We start from the raw sequence: 20,263 nt of genomic DNA, 5'->3' as shown, positions 1-20,263 counted from the left end.
AAAACGTACCTGTCGCTCATAGTCATGGTGGCGCTCACAAGGGGTACCCCTACAAAAACGTATCCGTTCCTCATGTAGCGGCACCCCTTGTGGGTGCCACCGCCATTACACAAAAACGCCCTGACAGCTAAGCCAGCTTGGTCTTGACCTGCGCGGAAATCGCCGACATATCCGCGCGTCCAGCAAGCGCGGTTTTAACAATTCCCATGACCTTGCCTATGGCAGCCGGGCCGCTTACACCTTGACGGGTTACCTCGGCGATCGCGGCCTGGACCGCGGCGTCGACTTCTTCGGGCGTAGCGGCCTGGGGCAGGAATTCTTGCAGCACGACCAGCTCAGCTTTTTCCTGCTCAGCGGTTTCGAGGCGGCCGGCCTTTTCAAACGCTGCGATAGACTCGCGTCGCTGTTTAACCTGTTTTTCGATTACGGCCGTAATTTCGCTGTCGTCGAGTTCACGGCGCCCGTCGATTTCTTTTTGTTTGACGGCGGCCAGCAGAAAGCGCAGCGTGCCCAAACGTGCGGAATCTTTAGCGCGCATGGCCGTCTTGACGGCTTCGGACAATTGAGGTTTGAGCGTGTTGCTCATAATAATTTCCAAGTAAAACCCGTGCCAGGGCATGGGTTGCAGAAAGTCAGAACACGTATTTTAACGCCTGGGTGTTGTTGGGCGGCCAGGACGGCGAATACGTATCCGTGAATCATGTAGCGGCAGCCCTTGTGGCTGCCATGTTTGATAAACGGAATGCAGGTTATTGCGACGATGGCAGCCACAAGGGCTGCCGCTACAAAGGGCTGCCATCGAACATATTCAAACCCTGCCTTTCAATGAAAATCGCGACTTTGAATGATCAGTTCGCCCAGTAGCTCGCTTAAATCGACCAGTCGGCTGGCGAGGAGGTGGCCGATGCCTTGATGGCATTGCCAGATGCCGTAAACGCCCATCAGGCGTGCTTGCAGAAGTTCAAGGTGCTGACGCCGGGCCAGCTCGGGGCGAATGATAACGTTGATCATGCCGGTTTCGTCTTCGAGACTGACGAATACAATCCCTTTGGCGGTTTGCGGCCGCTGCCGCATGGTGACCATGCCACAGGCCCGGGCCAGCCTATGGTCTGGATAGTCGCGCAAGAGCGTCGCCGCGCTGACGAATCGCCGCGCCCGCAGGGTGGGGCGCAGCAAATCAAGCGGATGCCGTCCCAGGGTCAGGCCAAGCGCCTGGTAATCGGCGAGCGTGCTTTGCCCTTCGGTGAGCGTGGGTAGATCAGGCACGACAGTGTCGGCGATGGGTGCCGGACGCAGTAAATCCTTGAAGGGGGCGTTTGCTGCCTGCCAGCGGGCCAGGCGGCGATGCCCGCTTAATTGGCGCAGGGCGTCGGCTGCGGCCAGGGCGTCCATATCGTGACGGCTTAATGCGGCTCGCAAGGCCAGGTCGTGCGTGTCGGTAAAGAAGTGTTGTGCGCGGGCCGACTCGATGCGCAAGCCCGCCTCGCGCGACAGGCCTTTGATCAGGTTAAAACCCAGGCGCACCGCGGGGCGCGGGTCTTCACTCGCTGTAGCAGGGTGGGGCGATGGCTCGAACGAAGCCTCCCATAAGCTCGTGACGATATCTACCGGTAAAACATGGACGTGATGTTTGCGTGCGTCTTGCACCAGTTGGCGTGCCGAGTAAAACCCCATGGGCTGGGAATTCAGGAGCGCCACCAGAAAGGCTTCGGGCTCATGGCGTTTAAGCCATGCGCTGACATAGGCCAGAATGGCGAAACTGGCTGCGTGGCTTTCCGGGAAGCCGTATTCGCCAAAGCCTTCGAGTTGCCGGAATATGGCTTGCGCAAATTCTTCTGAATAGTCGTTGGCCACCATGCCGCTTATAAACCGCGTATGGAATTTATCGACGCCTCCTTTGCGCCGCCAGGCCGCCATGGAACGGCGCAGCTGATCGGCTTCGCCATCGCTAAAGCCGGCCGCTGTGATGGCAATCTGCATCACCTGCTCCTGGAAAATGGGTATGCCTAGCGTGCGCGACAAGGCTGATTCGAGGCGGCGAGGATAACTAACGGGCTCCATCTTCTGGCGCCGCCGCAGATAAGGGTGAACCATGCCGCCTTGTATGGGACCGGGCCGCACGATGGCGACCTGCACCACCAGGTCGTAGAATTCCCGCGGCTGCAGACGCGGCAGCATGCTCATTTGCGCCCGCGATTCGATTTGAAAGACGCCGATGGTGTCCGCTTCGCAAATCATGTCGTAAGTGTCTTTGTCTTCGCGAGGAACATCCTGCATGGTGAAGGCATGGGCGCGGCGCCAGCCCACCAAAGCCAGCGCGCGCTTGAGCGCCGACAACATGCCCAGGGCCAGGATGTCGATTTTCAGCAAGCCCATGGCGTCGAGATCATCTTTGTCCCATTGCACTACGCTGCGGTCGGGCATCGCTGCGTTTTCGATGGGGGTGAGGCGCGACAGTTTGCCGCGTGAAATGACAAATCCGCCGGGATGTTGCGATAGATGGCGTGGAAAGCCCATTATGGCTTGCGTCAATCCCGCCCATAGGGCCGTCACGCGGGAATTGCAGTCCAGACCGTGCTCGACGATCTTGTCGTGCAGCGTCTGTTTGTCGTCCCAATGCTGAAACGATTGAGTCACGCGGCCAATCAGGTCCAGGTCCAGCCCCAGCGCTTTGCCGGTGTCGCGCAAGGCGCTGCGGGTTCGATAGGTGGTCACCACTGCCGTCAGGGCAGCACGCTTGCGCCCGTATTTCCGGTAGATATATTGAATGACTTCTTCGCGGCGCTGATGTTCGAAATCCACATCGATATCGGGAGGCTCTTTACGCTCGTGGCTGATGAATCGGGCAAACAGCAGATTACTGTGTTCAGGCTCGACCTCGGTGATCCCCAGGCAGTAGCACACCGCTGAATTGGCCGCCGACCCGCGGCCCTGGCAGAGAATACCGTTGCGTCTTGCGTAAAGCACGATATCGTAGACCGTTAAAAAATACGGTTCGTAGCCTAGATCCGAAATAATGCCCAGCTCGGTTTCCAGTTGCGCCCTGACCTTGTCGGTTGGGCCGTTGGGGTAGCGCTTTTGCGCCCCGGCATAGGTTTCCTGGCGCAAATAGCTTTTGACCGTGTACCCTTCGGGGATGATTTCTATGGGGTATTCGTAGCGGATTTCATCGAGCGAAAAAGCGCACCGCCGGCTAATTTCAAGCGTTTCCTGCAGGGCGCTTTCGGGGTAGAGCGCAGCCAGGCGCAGAAGGCTGCGCAAATGATGTTCGGCATTGGGTTTAAGACCGTAGCCGCAATCGCCGATAGGTTGTCCCAACCGTATGGCGGCCAGGGTATCGTGCAAGGGTTGGCGCGACCTTCGGTGCATTTCAACCCCGCCCGCCGCGACCAGCGGTATGCTCAGACGAAGAGCTTGCTGCTGCAATTGGGCGCAATAGCGGGCATCGTCGTCATGATGATGCCGGGCCAGCCCCAGCCAGAGGCGCCCTTCAAAAGGTTTTAGCAAAGGTTCGAGCAGCATTGACCAGGTTTGGGGCTGCTCATGGGAACCGGGCTTGAAAATAATCAGGCAATCGGGCAGATTTTGCAGATGCTGTAAACCCGCCCGAGCTTGCAGTAGATCGTTCAGGCCTAAGTGATAGTTGCCTTTTGCACTGTCGGCGCGAGCCAGCGTAATCAGCTCTGACAAATTTCCGTAGCCATTGCGATTGCAAGCCAGCATAATGATTTCGGACGGGCTGTTTTCAAGAAAGAAACGGCTGCCGACGATCAGTTTTATAGCGTGTTGTTTGGCCTCGGTGTGCGCGCGCACTACACCAGCCAGCGAGCACTCATCGGCCAGGGCCAGCGCCTGATAGCCCAGTTGCGCCGCGCGTTGCACCAGTTCCTCGGGGTGCGAGGCGCCTTTTAAAAATGAAAAATTCGACAGGCAATCAAGCTCTGCGTAGTTCGGCAGGCGACCTGATTCTGTACACGTTTCGTAGCGGCACCCCTTGTGGGTGCCATAAAGGGGAAATGCAGGATCTTTCATAGATTACGACCGCTTGGTCTAGGCGAACAAACCATGCAGAAACCAGTGGGCCTGCAGCACTTCGCGTTCCCGGTAAATCCAGTAGCGGGCATATCCGGGGTCCTGAGCGATGAAGTAATCGCGTGCCTCGTGTGCAGATTGACTCCACCAGCCGGTTTCAATCCGTTCGGGGCCTTGAATCAGACGCAGGCTTGCACCTTGGTAAATAGGGCGATTGTTGTGGGTTTGCAGAGCGAGTGGAGCGGACAGCAGCCAAAATGGCCGCGTTTGGCTAGGCATGTTCGGCAAGGTGCAGCGTGTGGCCAGGCGGGCTTGCCCCGGCGTAGCGCGTTTGGCTCGGCCTGAGGCGCCTGGAGAGGGCGAGCCCAGGGCGGGTACCCAGCGGTTGGCCTGCTCGGGGCGGTAATCGGCATTGGGCTGGGCGTGCAGTACGCACGCGGTGCCCAGGCGCGCGCATAGAAGATCCAACAGATGGCGCTCGTGACTCGCCCATTGTGCGGGCTCGAGAAACAGGCTTTGGCTAAGTCCCGGCCTGGGTTCGATGGTGGCGGCATTCAGTTCGATCGCGATGACGGGGGCGTTTAGCGTCAGGGTGCGCAGTTGTTCGCCCAGGACCGTTAAAAAATCATCGGGCTGCCAGGCCGCTTGGGATAGCTTCAGTATCAGCTCGGTGGGAGCTTGCGCGTGCCGCCCCTTTTCGTGGTGTAGCTTAAAGCAGAGCGTGGATACGGCGGCATGTTTGGTTTGTAGCCAACCGCAGAGCGGCTCGATGAGACGGGCTGCCGCGTGATGCACGGCCTGGGCGTGTTCGATGTGATGGGATAGTTCGTGGCGCAGCCCGAAGTGGGTGGGTGCTTCAAACCACTGGAAATATTCGTCGATAGTGCCGTAGGCGGCATCCAGGCCGTGAACCAGCGCGGGTTCGCTGCGTTGTTGCAAGCCTTTGCGCGGCAGTTGACGAAGTTGTGCCAATGATCGGCAGCCTATGCCCTGCAGCCATTGCGTGTAGGCTTTGGATGCGGGTAGCAGGCTGACGGCCAGGGGATCGAGCCGGCGCCGTAATGAAGAGGCTTGCAATACGCGGCGCTGTCTTGATTGGGTTTGCCAGGCGAGCAGGGTCGCGCCGCAGGCGCTGGGCGCCATTCCCATGCGGGCCTGAACGCTTAGCGTGTTCAAGGTGCCTGTCAGCCGCCGCCACAGGCCGCGTGGCCCCTGAAAAAGGCGCAGGCTGGCGCTTACCTCCAGCACCAGTGTGTGAGCGTCGAAAAACGCCAGGCAGGGCGTGTATTGCAATAGGCTTAGCGCGATCTGTTGCAGATATTGGCATTCTGCGCCGGGGTCGGCATCGCGCAACGCGATGCCGGGAGCCAGAGCCAGCACGGTGCTCAGGCGCATGCCCGTCTGTAGCCCAAGGGCTTGGGCGGCCGGTGTGGATGCGTAAACTTTTTCCCGCAGCAAAATAGCCGCCAGCGGCGTGTCAGTTGGCCAATGGGGAAAGATCGCGTCCAGACTGTGCGTGGGCAAGTAAAGAGAGATCCAGAGTGGCATGGGGCATAGGGCTTGCAGCTTGAGTGCGCGCCGGGTAAAGAGGGATAAGAATGGGGTTTGTGCAGGCCGGCCCGCGGCGTTTGAGTATGGATGCCGCCAGGCCTTGCATGGCGGGCTCGAGAGCCAGGCGCAGGGGCGCGGCGCTGGGCTGGTGCGCGGCGGCAGGGGGGCGAAACAGAATGAACAGCGTGTCGGTTTGCGTGGCCAGCCATTGCAGGCGGCGTAGCGCCTGGGGCCGGATAAAGGTAGACCAACATAACAGCGCGGCGCAGGCTTGGCTTTTTAGAATTTGCTCGGCCGACCAAAGGTTGTCGAAGACGGTTTCGGCCTTGATCCATAACAAGCGGTGTTTGCCGAGCTGCCAGTTGAACCAGCAGTGAAAATAGGGAATATAGGGGGGGCTGAGCAGTGCGATGCAGCGGTCGCAATCGAGCTGCGTCAGGGCGGGGCGCAGCAGATGCAGCTCGCCGATGCCGGGCCGGCACGGCATAAGCTCGATAAGTGTGCCGACAGGCCAGCCTCGATTGGGGAGTTCGTGGTCCAGGAGGTCGAATCCGGTAGGGATGATGGCCTGGCGCGCGCCGGCCAGCTGAGACCCGCGCCACAAGGCGGGGTGTATGCGCTCGGGGTGCAGCAAGGCAGGGGATCGCGGGGATGCGTTCATAAGGCGTAGTGGTGCTTGGGCCGTAGACGTGATGCGTGGATTGGTTTTGGTTATTTTACTGTATAAACATACAGTATTTATAGAAAGATAAATGGGTTTGCGAATGTACGGGTGGCACGATCGGATATTTGCGAAATGGCAGCCACAAGGGCTGCCGCTACACCCGCTACGGCCACGTTTTTGTAGAGGCAGCCCTTGTGGCTGCCAAATCGTCCCAGGAACACCTCATTTTCAAGGCGTGTTGCCATAGACCCCTGTCAGGGGTATAGTGCGCAAGTCTTTTTGAACGGGAGATCCCTTGTGGATAGTGATTCGGGTAGTAGTCGATCTTGCATCGGCAGCTGACGAGGTTTTTTCCATAAGCTCCTCTGCCGCTGCCCTTGTTTCTGGCGGATAGCGGCATCGATGGGCCATTCGGCTTCATTGATTTCTTCTTTTCCCCTTGTTTCTTGTTTGCCGTGATGCGCTCGCGGACGATATGTTATTGCCCTGGTTTGATCGCCGGATGGCGATGAACGTTTTGTCCCTGGCCTCGCACGGTAGTGTTGAGTCCGGAATGGTGGCCGATACCCATGCTCGGCCAGTAGGGAAGAATCATGAATTTAAGTTTTCTCAAGCAGCGCCTGCTGGCGCTGGCCAATAAGGGCCTGCCGGCCCGACAGTTTCGCCGCCTGGCTTTTCTGGATTTTTTGCGCGGCTCGGCCGTGGGCGAAAAAGTGCCTGATCGCTTGTCTGCTTATTTGGTCGAAATGTCGCGGGCTACGCCTGATGCCGTATTGGGTGATCTGGAGTCGCACCAAGATGGTCTGAGCCAGGCTCAGGCCGATGCAAAGCGCGAAGAACTGGGTCCGAACGAAATTGCGCACGAAAAGCCCATGCCCTGGTGGGAGCATTTGTGGTTGTGCTATCGCAATCCATTCAATTTGCTTTTGACGGTGCTGGCCCTGATTTCGTATCTGACCAGCGACATGAAAGGCACTACGGTCATTGGCACCATGGTGGTGGTGTCGACCTTGCTGCGTTTTGTGCAGGAAAAGCGCTCCAACACCGCGGCCGAAAAACTCAAAGAGATGGTCAGCAATACCGCCACTGTTTTGCGCCGCGATCCGGCGCAGACAGCGGCCGTCGAGGCCGAGCAGTTTTTTGGGGTGCGTTTGCATCCACGCAACCCGCGCAAGACCGAGCTGCCCATAAAAATGCTGGTGCCGGGCGACATTGTGCTGCTTTCAGCGGGCGATATGGTGCCTGCCGATTTGCGCATATTCGGCGCCAAGGACTTGTTCATCAGTCAGTCGGCTCTGACAGGGGAGTCCCTGCCGGTTGAAAAATTTCCCCAGCAAAGCGATGCCTCGGTGACCAATCCCCTGGAGCTTGAGAACTTGTGCTTTATGGGCAGCACGGTGATAAGCGGGTCGGCGATATCGATTGTTATCAGTACGGCCAATCAGACTTATTTCGGCGCTTTGGCCGAGCGGGTGACGGCGGCCGATCAAGAGCCCACCCAGTTTCAGTCGGGCGTGAACAAAGTCAGCTGGCTGCTGATTCGTTTCATGTCGATCATGACTCCGCTGGTTTTGTTGCTGAATGGCTTTACCAAGGGCGATTGGGTCGAAGCCGCCTTGTTTGCCTTGTCGATTGCAGTGGGCCTGACGCCGGAAATGCTGCCCATGATTGTGACTTCGACTCTGGCCAAGGGCGCGGTGGTTCTGTCGCGCAAGAAGGTGATCGTCAAGCGTCTGGAGGCAATCCAGAATTTTGGCGCCATGGACATACTTTGCACCGATAAAACGGGTACTTTGACCCAGGACCGGATTGTGCTGGAACGGCACACCGATATCTTCGGCCAGCCCGACGACCAAGTGCTGGAGATGGCGTACTTGAACAGCTACTACCAGACAGGCCTGAAGAACCTGCTGGATGTGGCGGTGCTCGATCATGCCGAGCTGCGCCAGGAGTTGAATCTGGCGCATAATTTCCGCAAGGTCGATGAGATACCCTTCGACTTCGTACGCCGCCGCATGTCGGTGGTGGTCAGCGAGCGTGAAGACCATCACGAGCTTATTTGCAAGGGCGCCCTGGAGGAAGTGCTGGCGGCTTGCACTCATGTGCGCAATGGCGGCCAGACCGAGCCCTTGAGCCTTGAGTGGCTGGAGAATATTCGTCAGATCACGACCAAGCTGAATCTGGAAGGTTTGCGCGTGATGGCAGTGGCCAGCAAGGATCTGCCGCCGACACGATCGGTGTATGGCGTGGCCGATGAAGCCGATCTGACGTTGATGGGATACATGGCGTTCCTGGATCCTCCCAAAGAAACCACGCGGCCGGCCTTGCAAGCCCTGAAGAACAGCGGCATCGAGGTCAAGGTTTTGACTGGCGACAATGAGCTGGTCACGCTGAAAGTGTGCAAAGAGGTAGGCCTGGATATCAAGGGCGTGCTTATGGGCCACGCCATCGATGAGTTCAGTGATGAACAGCTTATGGAAGCCGCTGCCAATACGACAATTTTCGCCAAGCTTTCGCCGGCGCAAAAGGAACGCATCGTGCGCGTTTTGCGCAGTCATGGCCATGTGGTGGGGTTCATGGGCGATGGCATCAATGACGCGACGGCGCTGCGCGCCGCCGATATCGGCATCTCGGTGGACTCGGCCGTGGATATCGCCAAGGAGGCGGCCGATATCATCTTGCTTGAAAAGAGCCTGATGGTGCTTGAAGAGGGTGTGATCGAAGGCCGCAAAACCTTTGCCAACATGCTCAAGTACATCAAAATGACGGCGAGCTCGAATTTCGGCAACGTATTTTCGGTGCTGGTAGCCAGCGCCTTTTTGCCATTTCTGCCCATGCTGCCCATTCATTTGCTGGTGCAGAACCTGCTGTACGATATTTCGCAGATCGTTATTCCTTTCGATAATGTCGACGAAGAACTGTTGTCCAAGCCGCAAAAATGGAACGCCGAGGGCTTGGGCCGCTTCATGATATTTTTTGGCCCGTTGAGCTCCATTTTTGATATAGCCACGTTTGCGCTCATGTGGTTTATTTTCGCTGCCAACTCGCCCGAACACCAGACTTTGTTTCAGTCGGGCTGGTTTGTCGAGGGGTTGCTGACGCAGACGCTGGTGGTGCATATGCTGCGCACGCGCAAAATCCCATTCATCCAGAGCCGGGCCTCCTGGCCGCTGCTTGTGATGACGGCCGTGATTGCCGCGGTGGGGATTTTTCTGCCCATGGGCCCTATGGCCAATTACTTCAAGCTGCAGGCGCTGCCGCTGGGCTATTTCCCATGGATGCTGCTGATTTTGCTGGGGTATATGGGCCTGGTGCAGTTGATGAAGGGTGTGTACGACCGCCGCTACGGATGGCAGTAAATCGTGGCCCCGCCCGGGGCTCGGCGGCGTTGTTGATCCGGAGGATGAAGGTTGGCCCAGGAATGTGTATTATCAGGACTGATTTTTTCGATTTGAACGGTTTGCAGATTGAACCATTGGACCATGTCTATACTTGAACCACGCTCTCCTGATCCATTGATTTTCTCGCCCGAACAAGGCAAGCCTCAGCAATTGTTTGTGCTTTTGCATGGCGAGGCGGCCGGCCCGCAGCAGTTGCTGCCGCTGGCCCAGGCTATAAAAAAAGTGTTTGCCAATGCCTTGGTCGTTTTGCCTTGCGGGCCGGTGCGTCTGGGCGACAATGCCTATCACTGGCTTGAATCCGGCGATTTGGGTGAGGCCCGCCTTGCGGCGGGCGTGGCGCGAGCCTTGCCTGACCTGATTACGCAAATCAGACGGCTTCAGGCGCAGTACGGCCTGTCCAACGAGCAAACCGCATTGGCCGGTTTCTCTTACGGCGCGACGATGGTGCTCGAGGCAAGCGTGCAGCATGCTGATCTGGCAGGACGGGTATTGGCCTTTTCAGGGCGCTATGCCAGCCTGCCCGAAATGGCTCCCGCCGCCACGACCTTGCATCTTCTGCATGGCGCCGACGACACACTGATTCCGGTTAGCCACGCCAGGGCCGCTCATGCCCGCCTGGCTGAATTACGCGGCGACGCTACCCTGGATATAGCCTCCACAGTTGGCCACGAATTGCACGTGGCGCTGATCGACCAGGCCATATACCGATTGCAAACCTGCGTCCCGTTGCGCCGCTGGGAAGCCGCGCTGGGAGAATTGACGGCCGACGATCAAACGGGCGATCAGGGTCATTCCGGTGGTGGGCAGGTTGACCGTCGAACCTTGCATTGAGGTTTGCGGTGGGGTTTTGCCATCCAATATCATTTCCACTCGAACGTCAATTCCGCGGTGCCTTTGCTACCGATATCCGCCTTGCGTGACTGTGTCTGGCCCTGGTAGGTAGCAAAAACTTCGTACTTTCCTGCAGGCAGGCGGGCCAGGAAGTAAGGCCCTTCAGAGGCCACGTTCAATACGTTGTTGTTCTGGCCGTCGCGTATGACTACTTGTACGTCCGACACATATTCTGCTTTGCCGTCGTGGTTGCTGGCAAAGGTTAGCGCCAGCGGGAATTGCGACATGGCCGCCTTGAAGGCGGTGGATTCGTCAATTCCTATGCCGCCGCTGACGTAATCAGCCGACCCCTGATGCTGCAATGGAGGCAGTTCTGCATGAGCCTGCGTGTAGACGAATGCTCCGATAAGCAGGATGGCGGCAAATAACATGAATCGCACGACGGGTTGCGATGCCGATTTTGCTGCGGATTGGATGGCAGGTGTTGAAGCCGCCCGCAAAGTCGCTTTCTGAACAGGCCGATACGATGTGTGCGTGTACATTATTTTTTCTCCAGATTGGCGCTTGATGTTTATTTTAGGCTCTTTGATCGGTGTTTTCTGATTGGGGGCCAAAGCGCGGCGGCCGCGATGCTTTTGTAGCGGCAGTCCTTGTGGCTGCCATGTTTGCTAAACAAGGTGCCGGTTGATTCGTAAATGGCAGCCACAAGGGCTGCCACTACAATTTAAAGGGTGGTCGCCGTGTCTTCCACCATAAACGGCCAGTCGTGGCGCTGCGTGGCCAGGCCTGTCGAGCCATAGCTAATTTCGCTCAACAGGGCGCGCCCGCTGGCATGCACGGCAATAACCGTGGAGCAGCGCGTTCCGTAGTTCGGGCTGACAATAAATGGGCTGCTTAACAAGCGTTCCCGTTCTTGTGGCAGGCCGGTGTTGGGCAGGGCGTGATCTTCCGCCTGCGTTGTGTCTTTCAATACATTGAATACTGTTGCGAGCGACTGTTCCAGCTGATCCAGCGGGAATCGGTCAAGCGCTTGACGCAGACGCTCCGCCTTGGGCCAGGGCGTGTCAAGCAGATGGTTCGATAGCACGTGCCGGCCCGGCGCGAGCAGGCGGGCGGCTATGCCGGCATCACGATTACCCACGTAGTAAGTCTGCCGCAGATCGCCGACGATAAGGTTGAAGCCGTTATACGCCGTTGCCTTATCCGCTATGTTTTGCGCATAACGCTGCGCCGGCTGGTTCTGGGTCAGGTAGTCGCTGGTCAGCTTGCCGCGCGAAGGCGCATTGGCCAGGATATGCCCCGGGTCGCGGTAATTGGTCAGCAAGGCAAAACGCCCCTGTCGGGTAATGCCAAGCCAAGTGCCTCCGGCCTGGCAATCAATGCCGGCAATTACGTTTGGGTGTTCGGCCCAAGGGGCCGCAGGGATACTGGGGCGTTGATGGAATTCATCGCGGTTGGCCGCGATGAACAGCGGCCAGTCCGGATGGGTGTGAATGGCTATATACGCAATGCACATGAAAACGCGGCGCCATGCTGGAGAGAACCTCTTAGCTTACATCATGGCCAGGTTGGTTTCGCGTTCGACCAGGTTACGCAGGCGCACTGCGTCGCCAAAGCGTGAGTAGCGTCCGCTGGAGTTCAACAAGATGATGGCGACTTCGCGGCGGTCGATTTTGGTCAGCATTACCAGGCATTCGCCGGCTTCATTGATAAAGCCGGTTTTGGATATCTGGATATCCCAGTCGGGGCTGCGAATGAGCCGGTTGGTATTATTGAATAACTGGCGGCGACGGCCGACAGCTACTTCATAATGGTCGTCGGTGGTGAAGCGATGGATCAGCGGCTGTTTGCTGACGGCAACCAGAAGTTTGACGAGGTCACGCGGGGTTGAGACGTTGGAGCTGGATAGCCCGGTAGGCTCGATGAAATGCGTTTGGCGCATACCCAGTGCGCGGGCCTTGTCGTTCATGGCGCGTACGAAAGCGGGTATGCCGCCAGGGTAATTGCGGGCCAGGGCATGAGCGGCGCGGTTCTCGGAGGACATCAATGCCAGGTGCAGCATGTCGGCGCGGCTGAGTTCGGTGCCTACCGTCAGGCGCGAGCGCGAGTGCCGCAGGCGATCGACGTCGTCTTCGGTGATTGTCAGTTTGTCGCCCAGAGGTTGGTGCGCTTCGGCAATAATGAGCGCGGTCATGAGCTTGGAGATCGAGGCGATGGGCCGAACTTCGTCGCTATTTTTTTGATAAAGGACGGTGGAGTTTTCCATATCCTGCACATAGGCCACTTCAGATTGGAGCGCTGCGTGCTTGATCTGTGCCTCGGGATGAGAAGGTGCGTAGCGCTGTACCGAGGTGTCCGAACTGGGGCTTAGCGCTACACGATGGACATGCGGAATACGGGTGGCGATTCGACGGCTGGAATGCCGATGGTGGCGGGAAACATGGGTTTTGCGTACAGCGACTGTGCGGTGGGCGGCTTTTTTGGTTTTGGCTTTGGTTTTTGCGTGTGTGGAAAACTTCTTTTTAACGTGATGCGTCGCGCTGCTGGACGTATTGCCGTTTGTGCTGCTATACGCATTGGTGTTCAGGCCAAATACGAGTGCCAGCATGGGCAATAATGCCAGGAAAAAAGTTCGGTTCCAAATGTGTCGCATAGTTCGTACGTGGTAGATGGCGGTGAGGCCAGATGTGCAAAATAATATCAGAATTAAAAAAAATTACCAGCAATATTAGCTAGTTACATAAGTTATTTAATTTTAGTTTTAACTTATGGTGTAAACCCTGTGATAACTCAAGCCATTTACTGTTCATAGATACAGTAAATGTAGAGTGGAGGATTGAGGAGCAGGCCGTAGGATTCATTTTGGCTGATTGCGTCTTATTGGTTTATTTTTTGGGATTGATTCGCTGGCATACAGCGGCCGTGACGCCCGCCGTTGTTGCGTTGCCGCCTAGATCGCGAGTATGCAGAGCACTGTTTGCAGTCACGTGTTCGATAGCCTGCATAACGCTCTGCGCAGCCGCATTTTCACCCAAGTGTTCCAGCATCATTACGACCGACCAAAAAGTGCCTATAGGATTGGCCAGGCCTTTGCCCATGATGTCGAACGCCGATCCGTGTATGGGTTCGAACATCGACGGGTAGCGGTGTTCCGGGTCGATGTTGCCGGTGGGTGCAATGCCCAGGCTACCCGCCAGAGCGGCCGCGAGGTCGCTTAGAATGTCGGCGTGCAGATTGGTGGCCACAATCGTGTCCAGCGTGGCGGGGCGGTTTACCATGCGGGCCGTGGCCGCATCGACCAGCTCTTTATCCCAGACGACATCGGGAAATTCTTTCGAAATTTGCACTGCGATTTCATCCCACATCACCATCGCGTGGCGTTGGGCGTTGGACTTGGTGATGACTGTCAGCAATTTGCGCGGGCGCGCCTGCGCCAACCGGAAGGCGAAACGCATGATGCGTTCGACGCCCGCGCGGGTCATGATGGAAACATCGGTAGCGGCTTCGATAGGATGGCCTTGATGCACGCGTCCGCCCACCCCGGAATATTCGCCTTCCGAGTTTTCACGTACGATCACCCAGTTCAGATCGCGCGCGGTGCAGCGTTTAAGCGGTGCGTCGATGCCGGGCAGGATGCGAGTAGGGCGTACGTTCGCGTATTGATCGAAGCCCTGGCAAATTTTCAGGCGCAGGCCCCATAAGGTGATGTGGTCGGGTATATGCGGATCGCCCGCCGAGCCAAATAAAATCGCGTTTTTGTCGCGCAAGGCGTCCAGCCCTTTTTCCGGCATCATCACGCCATGTTGGCGATAATAGTCGCCGCCCCAGTCGAAATTTTCAAACTCGAATGCAAATGAATGGTTGGCCTGCGCCAGCGCTTCAAGCACCTGGCGGCCGGCGGGTATCACTTCTTTACCTATGCCGTCGCCGGGAATGGTTGCGATCCGATATGTTTTCATGAAGATTCTTTGTGTGGTGGGAGAGAACGGGCGAAGTTGAAACTATAGAATAAATTCGACTCGGCATAGAATGTTGTTGTTTATTCAACGGAATATTTTATGCCTTTTGATTCGCCTGACACCGGCCTTTTCAGCGACGATACCCACACTCGGCGGTGCATTTGGTGCCAGGCGACGCCTGCGTATCAGCATTATCACGATCATGAATGGGGTTTTCCTGTTGTCGATGACCGACGCTTATTTGAAAAAATTTGCCTGGAAGGCTTCCAGGCGGGCCTTAGCTGGCTCACCATCCTGAACAAGCGCGAGGCGTTCCGGCAGGCGTTTGCCCATTTCGATATCGACAAGGTAGCCGGTTTCACCGATTCGGATGTGGCGCGCTTATTAGGTGATGCGGGCATTGTGCGGCACAGGGGGAAAATTGCTTCGGCCATCAATAATGCAAAGAAGGCTTTGGAATTACGCGATGAATTCGGTTCGCTCGCTGCGTTTTTATGGCGCTATGAGCCTGCACGCAGCAGTCGGCCCAAGCGGGTTACGTACGAGGCCGTCAAGGCCATGTCGGTTTCGGCTGAATCCACGGCGATATCCAAGGATTTGAAGAAGCGTGGGTGGACTTTCGTCGGTCCCACCACCATGTATGCCTTGATGCAGGCCATGGGTCTGGTGAATGATCACTTCGAGGGTTGCAGCGTGCGCGATGCGGCCCTGGCCGCGAGGAAAAATCTTCAGCTTCCATAACGGTTTTTAGGGACGTGCCCGTCGCCTGTAGCGGCAGCCCTTGTGGCTGCCATCGGCGCAATAACGTGCACCCCGTTTAGTGAAAATGGCAGCCACAAGGGCTGCCGCTACAAAGGCGTACCGTTACGACTTTATGCCGCAACCGCCATGCCGTGTTGCCCGCGCCTTGAACGATAAAGCAAAAAGGCGACGATGCTGATGTTAAGCAGGTTCCAGGCCATGCCGTTGACGAAGGCGGCGTGGTAGGAATAGGTTAAATCGTAAATGGCGCCCGAGAGCCATCCGCCCAGGGCCATCCCCAGCAGCGTTGCCATCAGTACCGTTCCAATTCGCGTTCCGGATTCTTTAACGGAGAAGTATTCACGCACAATCACGGCATAGGCCGGTACGATGCCGCCCTGGAACAGGCCGAACATGCCCGAAATGACAAAGAGCGACACCAGCCCCTTGTAGTTCAGGAACAAGAGCAGAGCAATGCCTTGCAATAGCGAGCCCAGCAGCAGGGTACGCAGGCCACCGATATGGTCCGAGATCCAGCCCGATACCAACCGGCTGATGATGCCCAGCCCCATCATCAGGGCCAGCATTTCGGCGCCGCGCGCCGGGCCAAAACCCAGGTCGCCGCAGTAGGCCACAATATGCACTTGCGGCATGGCCATTGCCACACAGCATGCGACCCCGGCAACGCACAGCAAGCCTTGCAGCATATTGGGCGTGAGTCCAAGCGGATGGTCGGGGCTTGAATTGGCCAGCTCGCGCTGCAGCCACGCAGCCACGTGCGATCGCGATCGGGCAGCCGCTTCGGCATTGGGCGCACGCCGGCGCAGCACGAGCGACAGAGGCAGCATCGACGCGATGCAAAACACGCCCACGCCCATATACATGTGGCGCCAGCCGGCCATGTCGACGAAGTACTGCATGATTGGCGGCCAAACCGTGCCGGCCAGATAATTGCCGCTCATGCAGATGGCCACCGCAATGCCGCGGCGGCGGGAAAACCATTGCGAGGTATCGGCCACCAGCGGCGCGAAGGTCGCCGAAGTGCCCAGCAGGCCGATCATAAGGCCTTGTGTCAGGTTGAACACCCACATATCGTGGGCCATGCCGGCCACGATAAAGCCCAGCCCCAGCCCTATAGTGCCGACCACCAGCGGGATGACAACCCCGAACCGATCCGATATCTTGCCCATCAGGATCCCGCCCAAGCCAAAGCCGACCATGGTCAGCGTATAGGGCATGGAGGCATCGGATCGCGTGATGCCGAATTCTTCCTGGATGCGCGGCAGCACGACGGTAATCGAGTACATGCCCGAGCCGCCTATGGTCATGATGAGCAGGGACACGATCAGGCGTGTCCAGGCATAGGGCGACTCAATGTCTTGTCGGGTGGGCGTACTCATGGTTCTTGGTCACCGTACTGCGCAGCGCATTCTTTTTGCAAGCCAATGGCGGCAGCCATTGGCAATGCAGGCGCAGGGTGTTATTCGCTCTCCAGTTTAGGCAAAGCGCTGTTGGGCGTGGAAGACAGGAGTCCGGACTTGGCGTAATTCAGCAATTTTTCGCGCGTGTCCACGATGTCCAGCGTACGCATCGTCAGTTGGCCAATGCGATCCTGCGGTGAAAACGTTGATTCGCCCTTTTCCATGGTGAGCCGTTCGGGCTTGTAGGTGAGGTTGGCCGAGACGGTATTGAGCAGCGAGTAGTCGTTGCCGCGGCGCAGTTCCAGCGTGACTTCGCCGGTAATGGCCCGCGCTATCCAGCGCTGCGCGGATTCGCGCAGCATGATGGCTTGCGGATCGAACCAGCGGCCCTGATACAGCAGCCGGCCCAGGCGGCGCCCATTGTCGCGGTATTGCTCGATCGTGTCTTCATTATGTATGCCGGTGATCAGCCGCTCGTAGGCGATGAAAAGCAGGGCCAGTCCCGGGGCTTCGTAAATGCCGCGGCTCTTGGCTTCGATAATGCGGTTCTCGATCTGGTCGCTCATGCCCAGCCCGTGCCGGCCGCCGATACGGTTGGCTTCAAGCAGCAGATCGACCATATTGCCGAACTCCACGCCATTCAAGGCCACGGGCCGGCCTTCTTCAAAGCGCACTGTGACTTCTTCGTTTTTCACCTGTACATCGTCGCGCCAGAAGGCCACGCCCATGATGGGTTGAACGATTTTGATGCCGCTGTTGAGGTGTTCCAGGTCTTTGGCTTCGTGTGTGGCCCCCAGCATATTCGAGTCGGTGGAATAGGCTTTTTCGGAGGACATGCGATAGTCAAAGCCCGACTGCCGCATGAATTCGGACATTTCCGCGCGCCCGCCCAGCTCATCGATGAAAGCCTGGTCGAGCCAGGGTTTGTAGATTTGCAAGCCAGGGTTGGTCAGCAAGCCGTAGCGGTAGAAACGCTCGATGTCGTTGCCTTTGAAGGTGCTGCCGTCGCCCCAGATGTTGACGCCATCTTCTTTCATGGCCGCCACCAGCATGGTGCCGGTTACGGCACGGCCTATAGGCGTGGTATTGAAGTAGGTGACGCCTGCAGTCGAGATGTGGAATGCCCCGGATTGCAAAGCAGCGATGCCTTCGGCGACCAGTTGTTGCCGGCAATCGACCAGGCGTGCCTTCTCGGCGCCATACTGCAGGGCTCGGCGCGGAATGTCATCGTAATCGGGTTCGTCGGGCTGGCCCAGATTGGCGGTATAGGCATAAGGAATAGCGCCTTTTTGGCGCATCCACAGTAGCGCTGCGCTGGTGTCGAGGCCGCCCGAAAAGGCGATGCCGACTCGTTTGCCGGTGGGGATATGTTGCAGAATGGTAGTCATCGGTAATATAAGGATGATGGGAAAACGAAAAGGTTCTAAACGGTGTTGCCGCCGTAGGCGAGCTGTAATCAACCCGTCTGGGCAATAAGGCTCGGCGTTATTGTACGCGGTCGCTCAAGCCGCCGGGCAGGCGACGCCTATAAAATCAACTATTCGCTTCATAAATAGGTAGGCACCATGCAGACTTTGCTTGATCAAACCTTTCCGCGCACTGCTGATCAGCTATTGCGGCAATTGTCCACCGATGCGTATCGCCATGCCAAGGTAAAGATATGGCTGTTCGAGGATCTGGCCAAACGGCAGGCCATGCAGGCCGCGCTGGCTGCCGCAGGAGTCCAGGCCAAGGTGTTCAGCGCTTACAAACCCTTGCTGCATTTTTTCCTGGAAGAGGTGGATCACGCCGGCTTGCAAGGGGTAAAGGTTCAATACCCTCGTCATCCGGCATGCGTGCCCAATCGTTTTTTGCTGGAAGCCTACCCGTTGACCGGGCTTTTCCCCGGCATTGATATTGAGTTTACCGAAGGGCCCGACGCGACGGGTAAAAGTTATTATCAGGTGGCGTTGTCTTACGCAGATCGCACCGAAGACCGCCGGATTTTTGCTCCCAATGTTTTCAGCAAGGATTTCCTGGGCCTGGACGTGTACGCGCCATCGGCGTGGATCAAGGTGACGGGCGGCGAGCATGCGCTCGACACGCATGTGCTGTCCGAGTACCAACAGGCATTCCACGCTGTGATGGCCGCGGTTGCGCAGCACGATTGGGGCCATCGCGAGCCTTATTTCGACCAGTTGCATATCACCATGAGCTTGCCCGGCATTGAACGGGCCTTGTCCTATGGGCACGAGCACCTGAGCACTACCGAGGCCATGCACGAAGATATTTATTTCTCGTTGCTGGAATTTTTTCAGCAGCACTCTGGGCGTGCGCACGGAAACAGGGGGTTGCAGCCTGGCCAGATAGTGCCGGGAATTCACCTGGACAATCAGCAGGGCACGGCGCACGTCAAGGTGATGTTTGGTGCTGCGTCTGCAATTCATGCCCACGGCGCCACGGTGAATTCTGCGCCCCAAGACCGTGACTCAAAGCCGCTGCACGGCGATGCCTCTGACCTTGCCCTGGTTGACGGCCCATTTGCGCCTGCATTGGTAGAACAATCTTTGCAGTCCTTGGCCGGAACGCATTTTGCTTTTTCCTCCAAACAGGGAAGGGCCGTTAACGGCGTGCATCGTCAAGGCGTCTTGCCTGCGGTGCTGATCAGTGGGGCGCAGCACGCCAATGAAACATCGGGTGTGGTTGGCGCGATACGAGCCGCGACGCACCTGCAAGAAAATCCCAGTGCTCATTTTGTACTGGTGCCCATTGAAAACCCCGATGGCTATGCCATGCACCAGTCCCTGTGCTCACTCTATCCCACGCATATGCATCATGCGGCGCGTTATACGGCTTTAGGCGACGACCTTGAGTATCGCGAGCATGCACCCTGGTTCGAGCGCGATGCGCGCAACCACGCATTCGAGGTCAGCCACGCCCAGTTGCATTTGAATTTGCATGGCTATCCGTCTCATGAGTGGACTCGTCCCTGCACCGGTTATGTGCCTCGAGGCTTCGAGCTTTGGAGCCTGCCAAAAGGGTTCTTTCTAATATTGCGCTACAAGCCTGGCTACCAGGAGGTCGCCGACCGTTTGCTTGCGCATGTCATGCAACGGTTGTCGCTCAATCTGGATCTCATCGCCTATAACGCCGAGCAATTGCAGTGTTATCAACGCTATGCCGCATCAGCGCCTTTTCAGGTACGGCATGGCATTCCGTACACCACAGCAGAAGCGCCGAACCAGACGCCCGGCGTAACCCTCATCACCGAATTCCCGGACGAAACCATTTACGGCGACGACTTTATATTTGCTCATACGGTGCAAATGCAAACGGTGGTGTTGGCGACTGAATGGTGGTGGGAAAATTTTGGTGGGGAGCCGGGATGAAGCGAGAGTCCGAAATGGAACGATGGCTTCTTAGATGGAATTTGTAGCGGCAGCCCTTGTGGCTGCCATTGTCGCGACCAGACAATCGTGGCCGGAACGGTCATTTTAGCCATGCGGCGCGACTAGTTTAGGCAGACTTGGCACTGATCTCGCCTGTCCCGTTTTGACCGCCCACGCCGCTGCACGGTTGAAAATGGCAGCCACAAGGGCTGCCGCTACAGTCGCTAAAAATGGCAGCCACAAGGGCTGTCACTACATGAATAATGGGTATGTTCTTCGCCGCAACGAACATTAT

14 protein-coding genes are annotated in these 20,263 nt (G+C 57.4%); 4 read left to right on the top strand and 10 right to left on the bottom strand.

The features are described 5' to 3' along the window. Nucleotides 1-127: 127 nt before the first annotated feature. The 4 genes from EDC26_RS04170 to imuA form a co-directional block, all read right to left on the bottom strand. Entirely contained in the window at nucleotides 128-589 is a 462-nt protein-coding gene (locus tag EDC26_RS04170) for a GatB/YqeY domain-containing protein (RefSeq protein WP_132580114.1), read from the bottom strand. 233 nt (nucleotides 590-822) lie between these two features. After that, nucleotides 823-4,032 (bottom strand): error-prone DNA polymerase, encoded by a 3,210-nt coding sequence (locus EDC26_RS04165; protein WP_132579987.1) that lies wholly within the window; start codon nucleotides 4,030-4,032, stop codon nucleotides 823-825. Nucleotides 4,033-4,050: 18 nt separating this feature from the next. Continuing rightward, nucleotides 4,051-5,556: a Y-family DNA polymerase gene (locus EDC26_RS04160; protein ID WP_243700770.1), complete on the bottom strand. Its 1,506-nt coding sequence runs from the start codon at nucleotides 5,554-5,556 to the stop codon at nucleotides 4,051-4,053. Continuing rightward, nucleotides 5,510-6,244, bottom strand: a complete 735-nt coding sequence (gene imuA, locus EDC26_RS04155; protein WP_132579986.1) for a translesion DNA synthesis-associated protein ImuA — start codon at nucleotides 6,242-6,244, stop codon at nucleotides 5,510-5,512. Before imuA ends, EDC26_RS04160 begins: the two co-directional genes overlap by 47 nt. 596 nt (nucleotides 6,245-6,840) lie before the next feature. Between imuA and mgtA the strand changes: the two genes are divergently transcribed. Next, entirely contained in the window at nucleotides 6,841-9,606 is a 2,766-nt protein-coding gene (gene mgtA / locus EDC26_RS04150) for a magnesium-translocating P-type ATPase (protein WP_132579985.1), read from the top strand. Nucleotides 9,607-9,729: 123 nt separating this feature from the next. Then, nucleotides 9,730-10,479, top strand: a complete 750-nt coding sequence (gene ypfH, locus EDC26_RS04145; protein WP_132579984.1) for an esterase — start codon at nucleotides 9,730-9,732, stop codon at nucleotides 10,477-10,479. Between the two features lie 29 nt (nucleotides 10,480-10,508). On the opposite strand, the gene EDC26_RS04140 is transcribed toward ypfH, so the two are convergent. The 4 genes from EDC26_RS04140 to EDC26_RS04125 form a co-directional block, all read right to left on the bottom strand. Continuing rightward, nucleotides 10,509-11,021, bottom strand: a complete 513-nt coding sequence (locus EDC26_RS04140; RefSeq protein WP_243700769.1) for a carboxypeptidase-like regulatory domain-containing protein — start codon at nucleotides 11,019-11,021, stop codon at nucleotides 10,509-10,511. Nucleotides 11,022-11,203: 182 nt separating this feature from the next. Then, the gene (locus EDC26_RS04135; RefSeq protein WP_132579983.1) at nucleotides 11,204-11,995 is read right to left on the bottom strand and encodes an NRDE family protein; all 792 of its coding nucleotides are present in this window, start codon (nucleotides 11,993-11,995) and stop codon (nucleotides 11,204-11,206) included. Between the two features lie 36 nt (nucleotides 11,996-12,031). Continuing rightward, entirely contained in the window at nucleotides 12,032-13,087 is a 1,056-nt protein-coding gene (pbpG, locus tag EDC26_RS04130) for a D-alanyl-D-alanine endopeptidase (protein WP_132579982.1), read from the bottom strand. Nucleotides 13,088-13,364: 277 nt separating this feature from the next. Next, entirely contained in the window at nucleotides 13,365-14,438 is a 1,074-nt protein-coding gene (locus EDC26_RS04125) for a tartrate dehydrogenase (RefSeq protein WP_132579981.1), read from the bottom strand. Between the two features lie 99 nt (nucleotides 14,439-14,537). Here EDC26_RS04125 and EDC26_RS04120 point away from each other — a divergent pair, with 99 nt between their 5' ends. Beyond that, nucleotides 14,538-15,179 (top strand): DNA-3-methyladenine glycosylase I, encoded by a 642-nt coding sequence (locus tag EDC26_RS04120; protein WP_132579980.1) that lies wholly within the window; start codon nucleotides 14,538-14,540, stop codon nucleotides 15,177-15,179. Nucleotides 15,180-15,310: 131 nt separating this feature from the next. Here EDC26_RS04120 and EDC26_RS04115 read toward each other — a convergent pair whose 3' ends face one another. Beyond that, nucleotides 15,311-16,579, bottom strand: coding sequence for an MFS transporter (locus EDC26_RS04115; RefSeq protein ID WP_132579979.1), 1,269 nt, complete (start codon nucleotides 16,577-16,579; stop codon nucleotides 15,311-15,313). An 80-nt stretch (nucleotides 16,580-16,659) separates the two neighbouring features. Next, nucleotides 16,660-17,988: an argininosuccinate synthase gene (gene argG / locus EDC26_RS04110; RefSeq protein WP_132579978.1), complete on the bottom strand. Its 1,329-nt coding sequence runs from the start codon at nucleotides 17,986-17,988 to the stop codon at nucleotides 16,660-16,662. 177 nt (nucleotides 17,989-18,165) lie between these two features. Here argG and EDC26_RS04105 point away from each other — a divergent pair, with 177 nt between their 5' ends. Beyond that, nucleotides 18,166-19,968, top strand: a complete 1,803-nt coding sequence (locus tag EDC26_RS04105; RefSeq protein ID WP_132579977.1) for a M14 family metallopeptidase — start codon at nucleotides 18,166-18,168, stop codon at nucleotides 19,966-19,968. Nucleotides 19,969-20,263: the final 295 nt, after the last annotated feature.

Source organism: Paralcaligenes ureilyticus (genome assembly GCF_004346225.1).
GTDB classification, from domain to species: domain Bacteria; phylum Pseudomonadota; class Gammaproteobacteria; order Burkholderiales; family Burkholderiaceae_B; genus Paralcaligenes; species Paralcaligenes ureilyticus.
This window is presented reverse-complemented; position numbering and strand designations above follow the sequence as displayed.

Excerpts from the sequence above, each read along its gene's own strand:
- EDC26_RS04165 (WP_132579987.1), bottom strand. The coding sequence starts at position 4,032 with ATGAAAGATCCTGCATTTCCCCTTTATGGCACCCACAAGGGGTGCCGC.
- imuA (WP_132579986.1), bottom strand. The coding sequence starts at position 6,244 with ATGAACGCATCCCCGCGATCCCCTGCCTTGCTGCACCCCGAGCGCATA.
- mgtA (WP_132579985.1), top strand. The coding sequence starts at position 6,841 with ATGAATTTAAGTTTTCTCAAGCAGCGCCTGCTGGCGCTGGCCAATAAG.
- ypfH (WP_132579984.1), top strand. The coding sequence starts at position 9,730 with ATGTCTATACTTGAACCACGCTCTCCTGATCCATTGATTTTCTCGCCC.
- EDC26_RS04140 (WP_243700769.1), bottom strand. The coding sequence starts at position 11,021 with ATGTACACGCACACATCGTATCGGCCTGTTCAGAAAGCGACTTTGCGG.
- EDC26_RS04135 (WP_132579983.1), bottom strand. The coding sequence starts at position 11,995 with ATGTGCATTGCGTATATAGCCATTCACACCCATCCGGACTGGCCGCTG.
- pbpG (WP_132579982.1), bottom strand. The coding sequence starts at position 13,087 with ATGCTGGCACTCGTATTTGGCCTGAACACCAATGCGTATAGCAGCACA.
- EDC26_RS04125 (WP_132579981.1), bottom strand. The coding sequence starts at position 14,438 with ATGAAAACATATCGGATCGCAACCATTCCCGGCGACGGCATAGGTAAA.
- EDC26_RS04120 (WP_132579980.1), top strand. The coding sequence starts at position 14,538 with ATGCCTTTTGATTCGCCTGACACCGGCCTTTTCAGCGACGATACCCAC.
- EDC26_RS04115 (WP_132579979.1), bottom strand. The coding sequence starts at position 16,579 with ATGAGTACGCCCACCCGACAAGACATTGAGTCGCCCTATGCCTGGACA.
- argG (WP_132579978.1), bottom strand. The coding sequence starts at position 17,988 with ATGACTACCATTCTGCAACATATCCCCACCGGCAAACGAGTCGGCATC.
- EDC26_RS04105 (WP_132579977.1), top strand. The coding sequence starts at position 18,166 with ATGCAGACTTTGCTTGATCAAACCTTTCCGCGCACTGCTGATCAGCTA.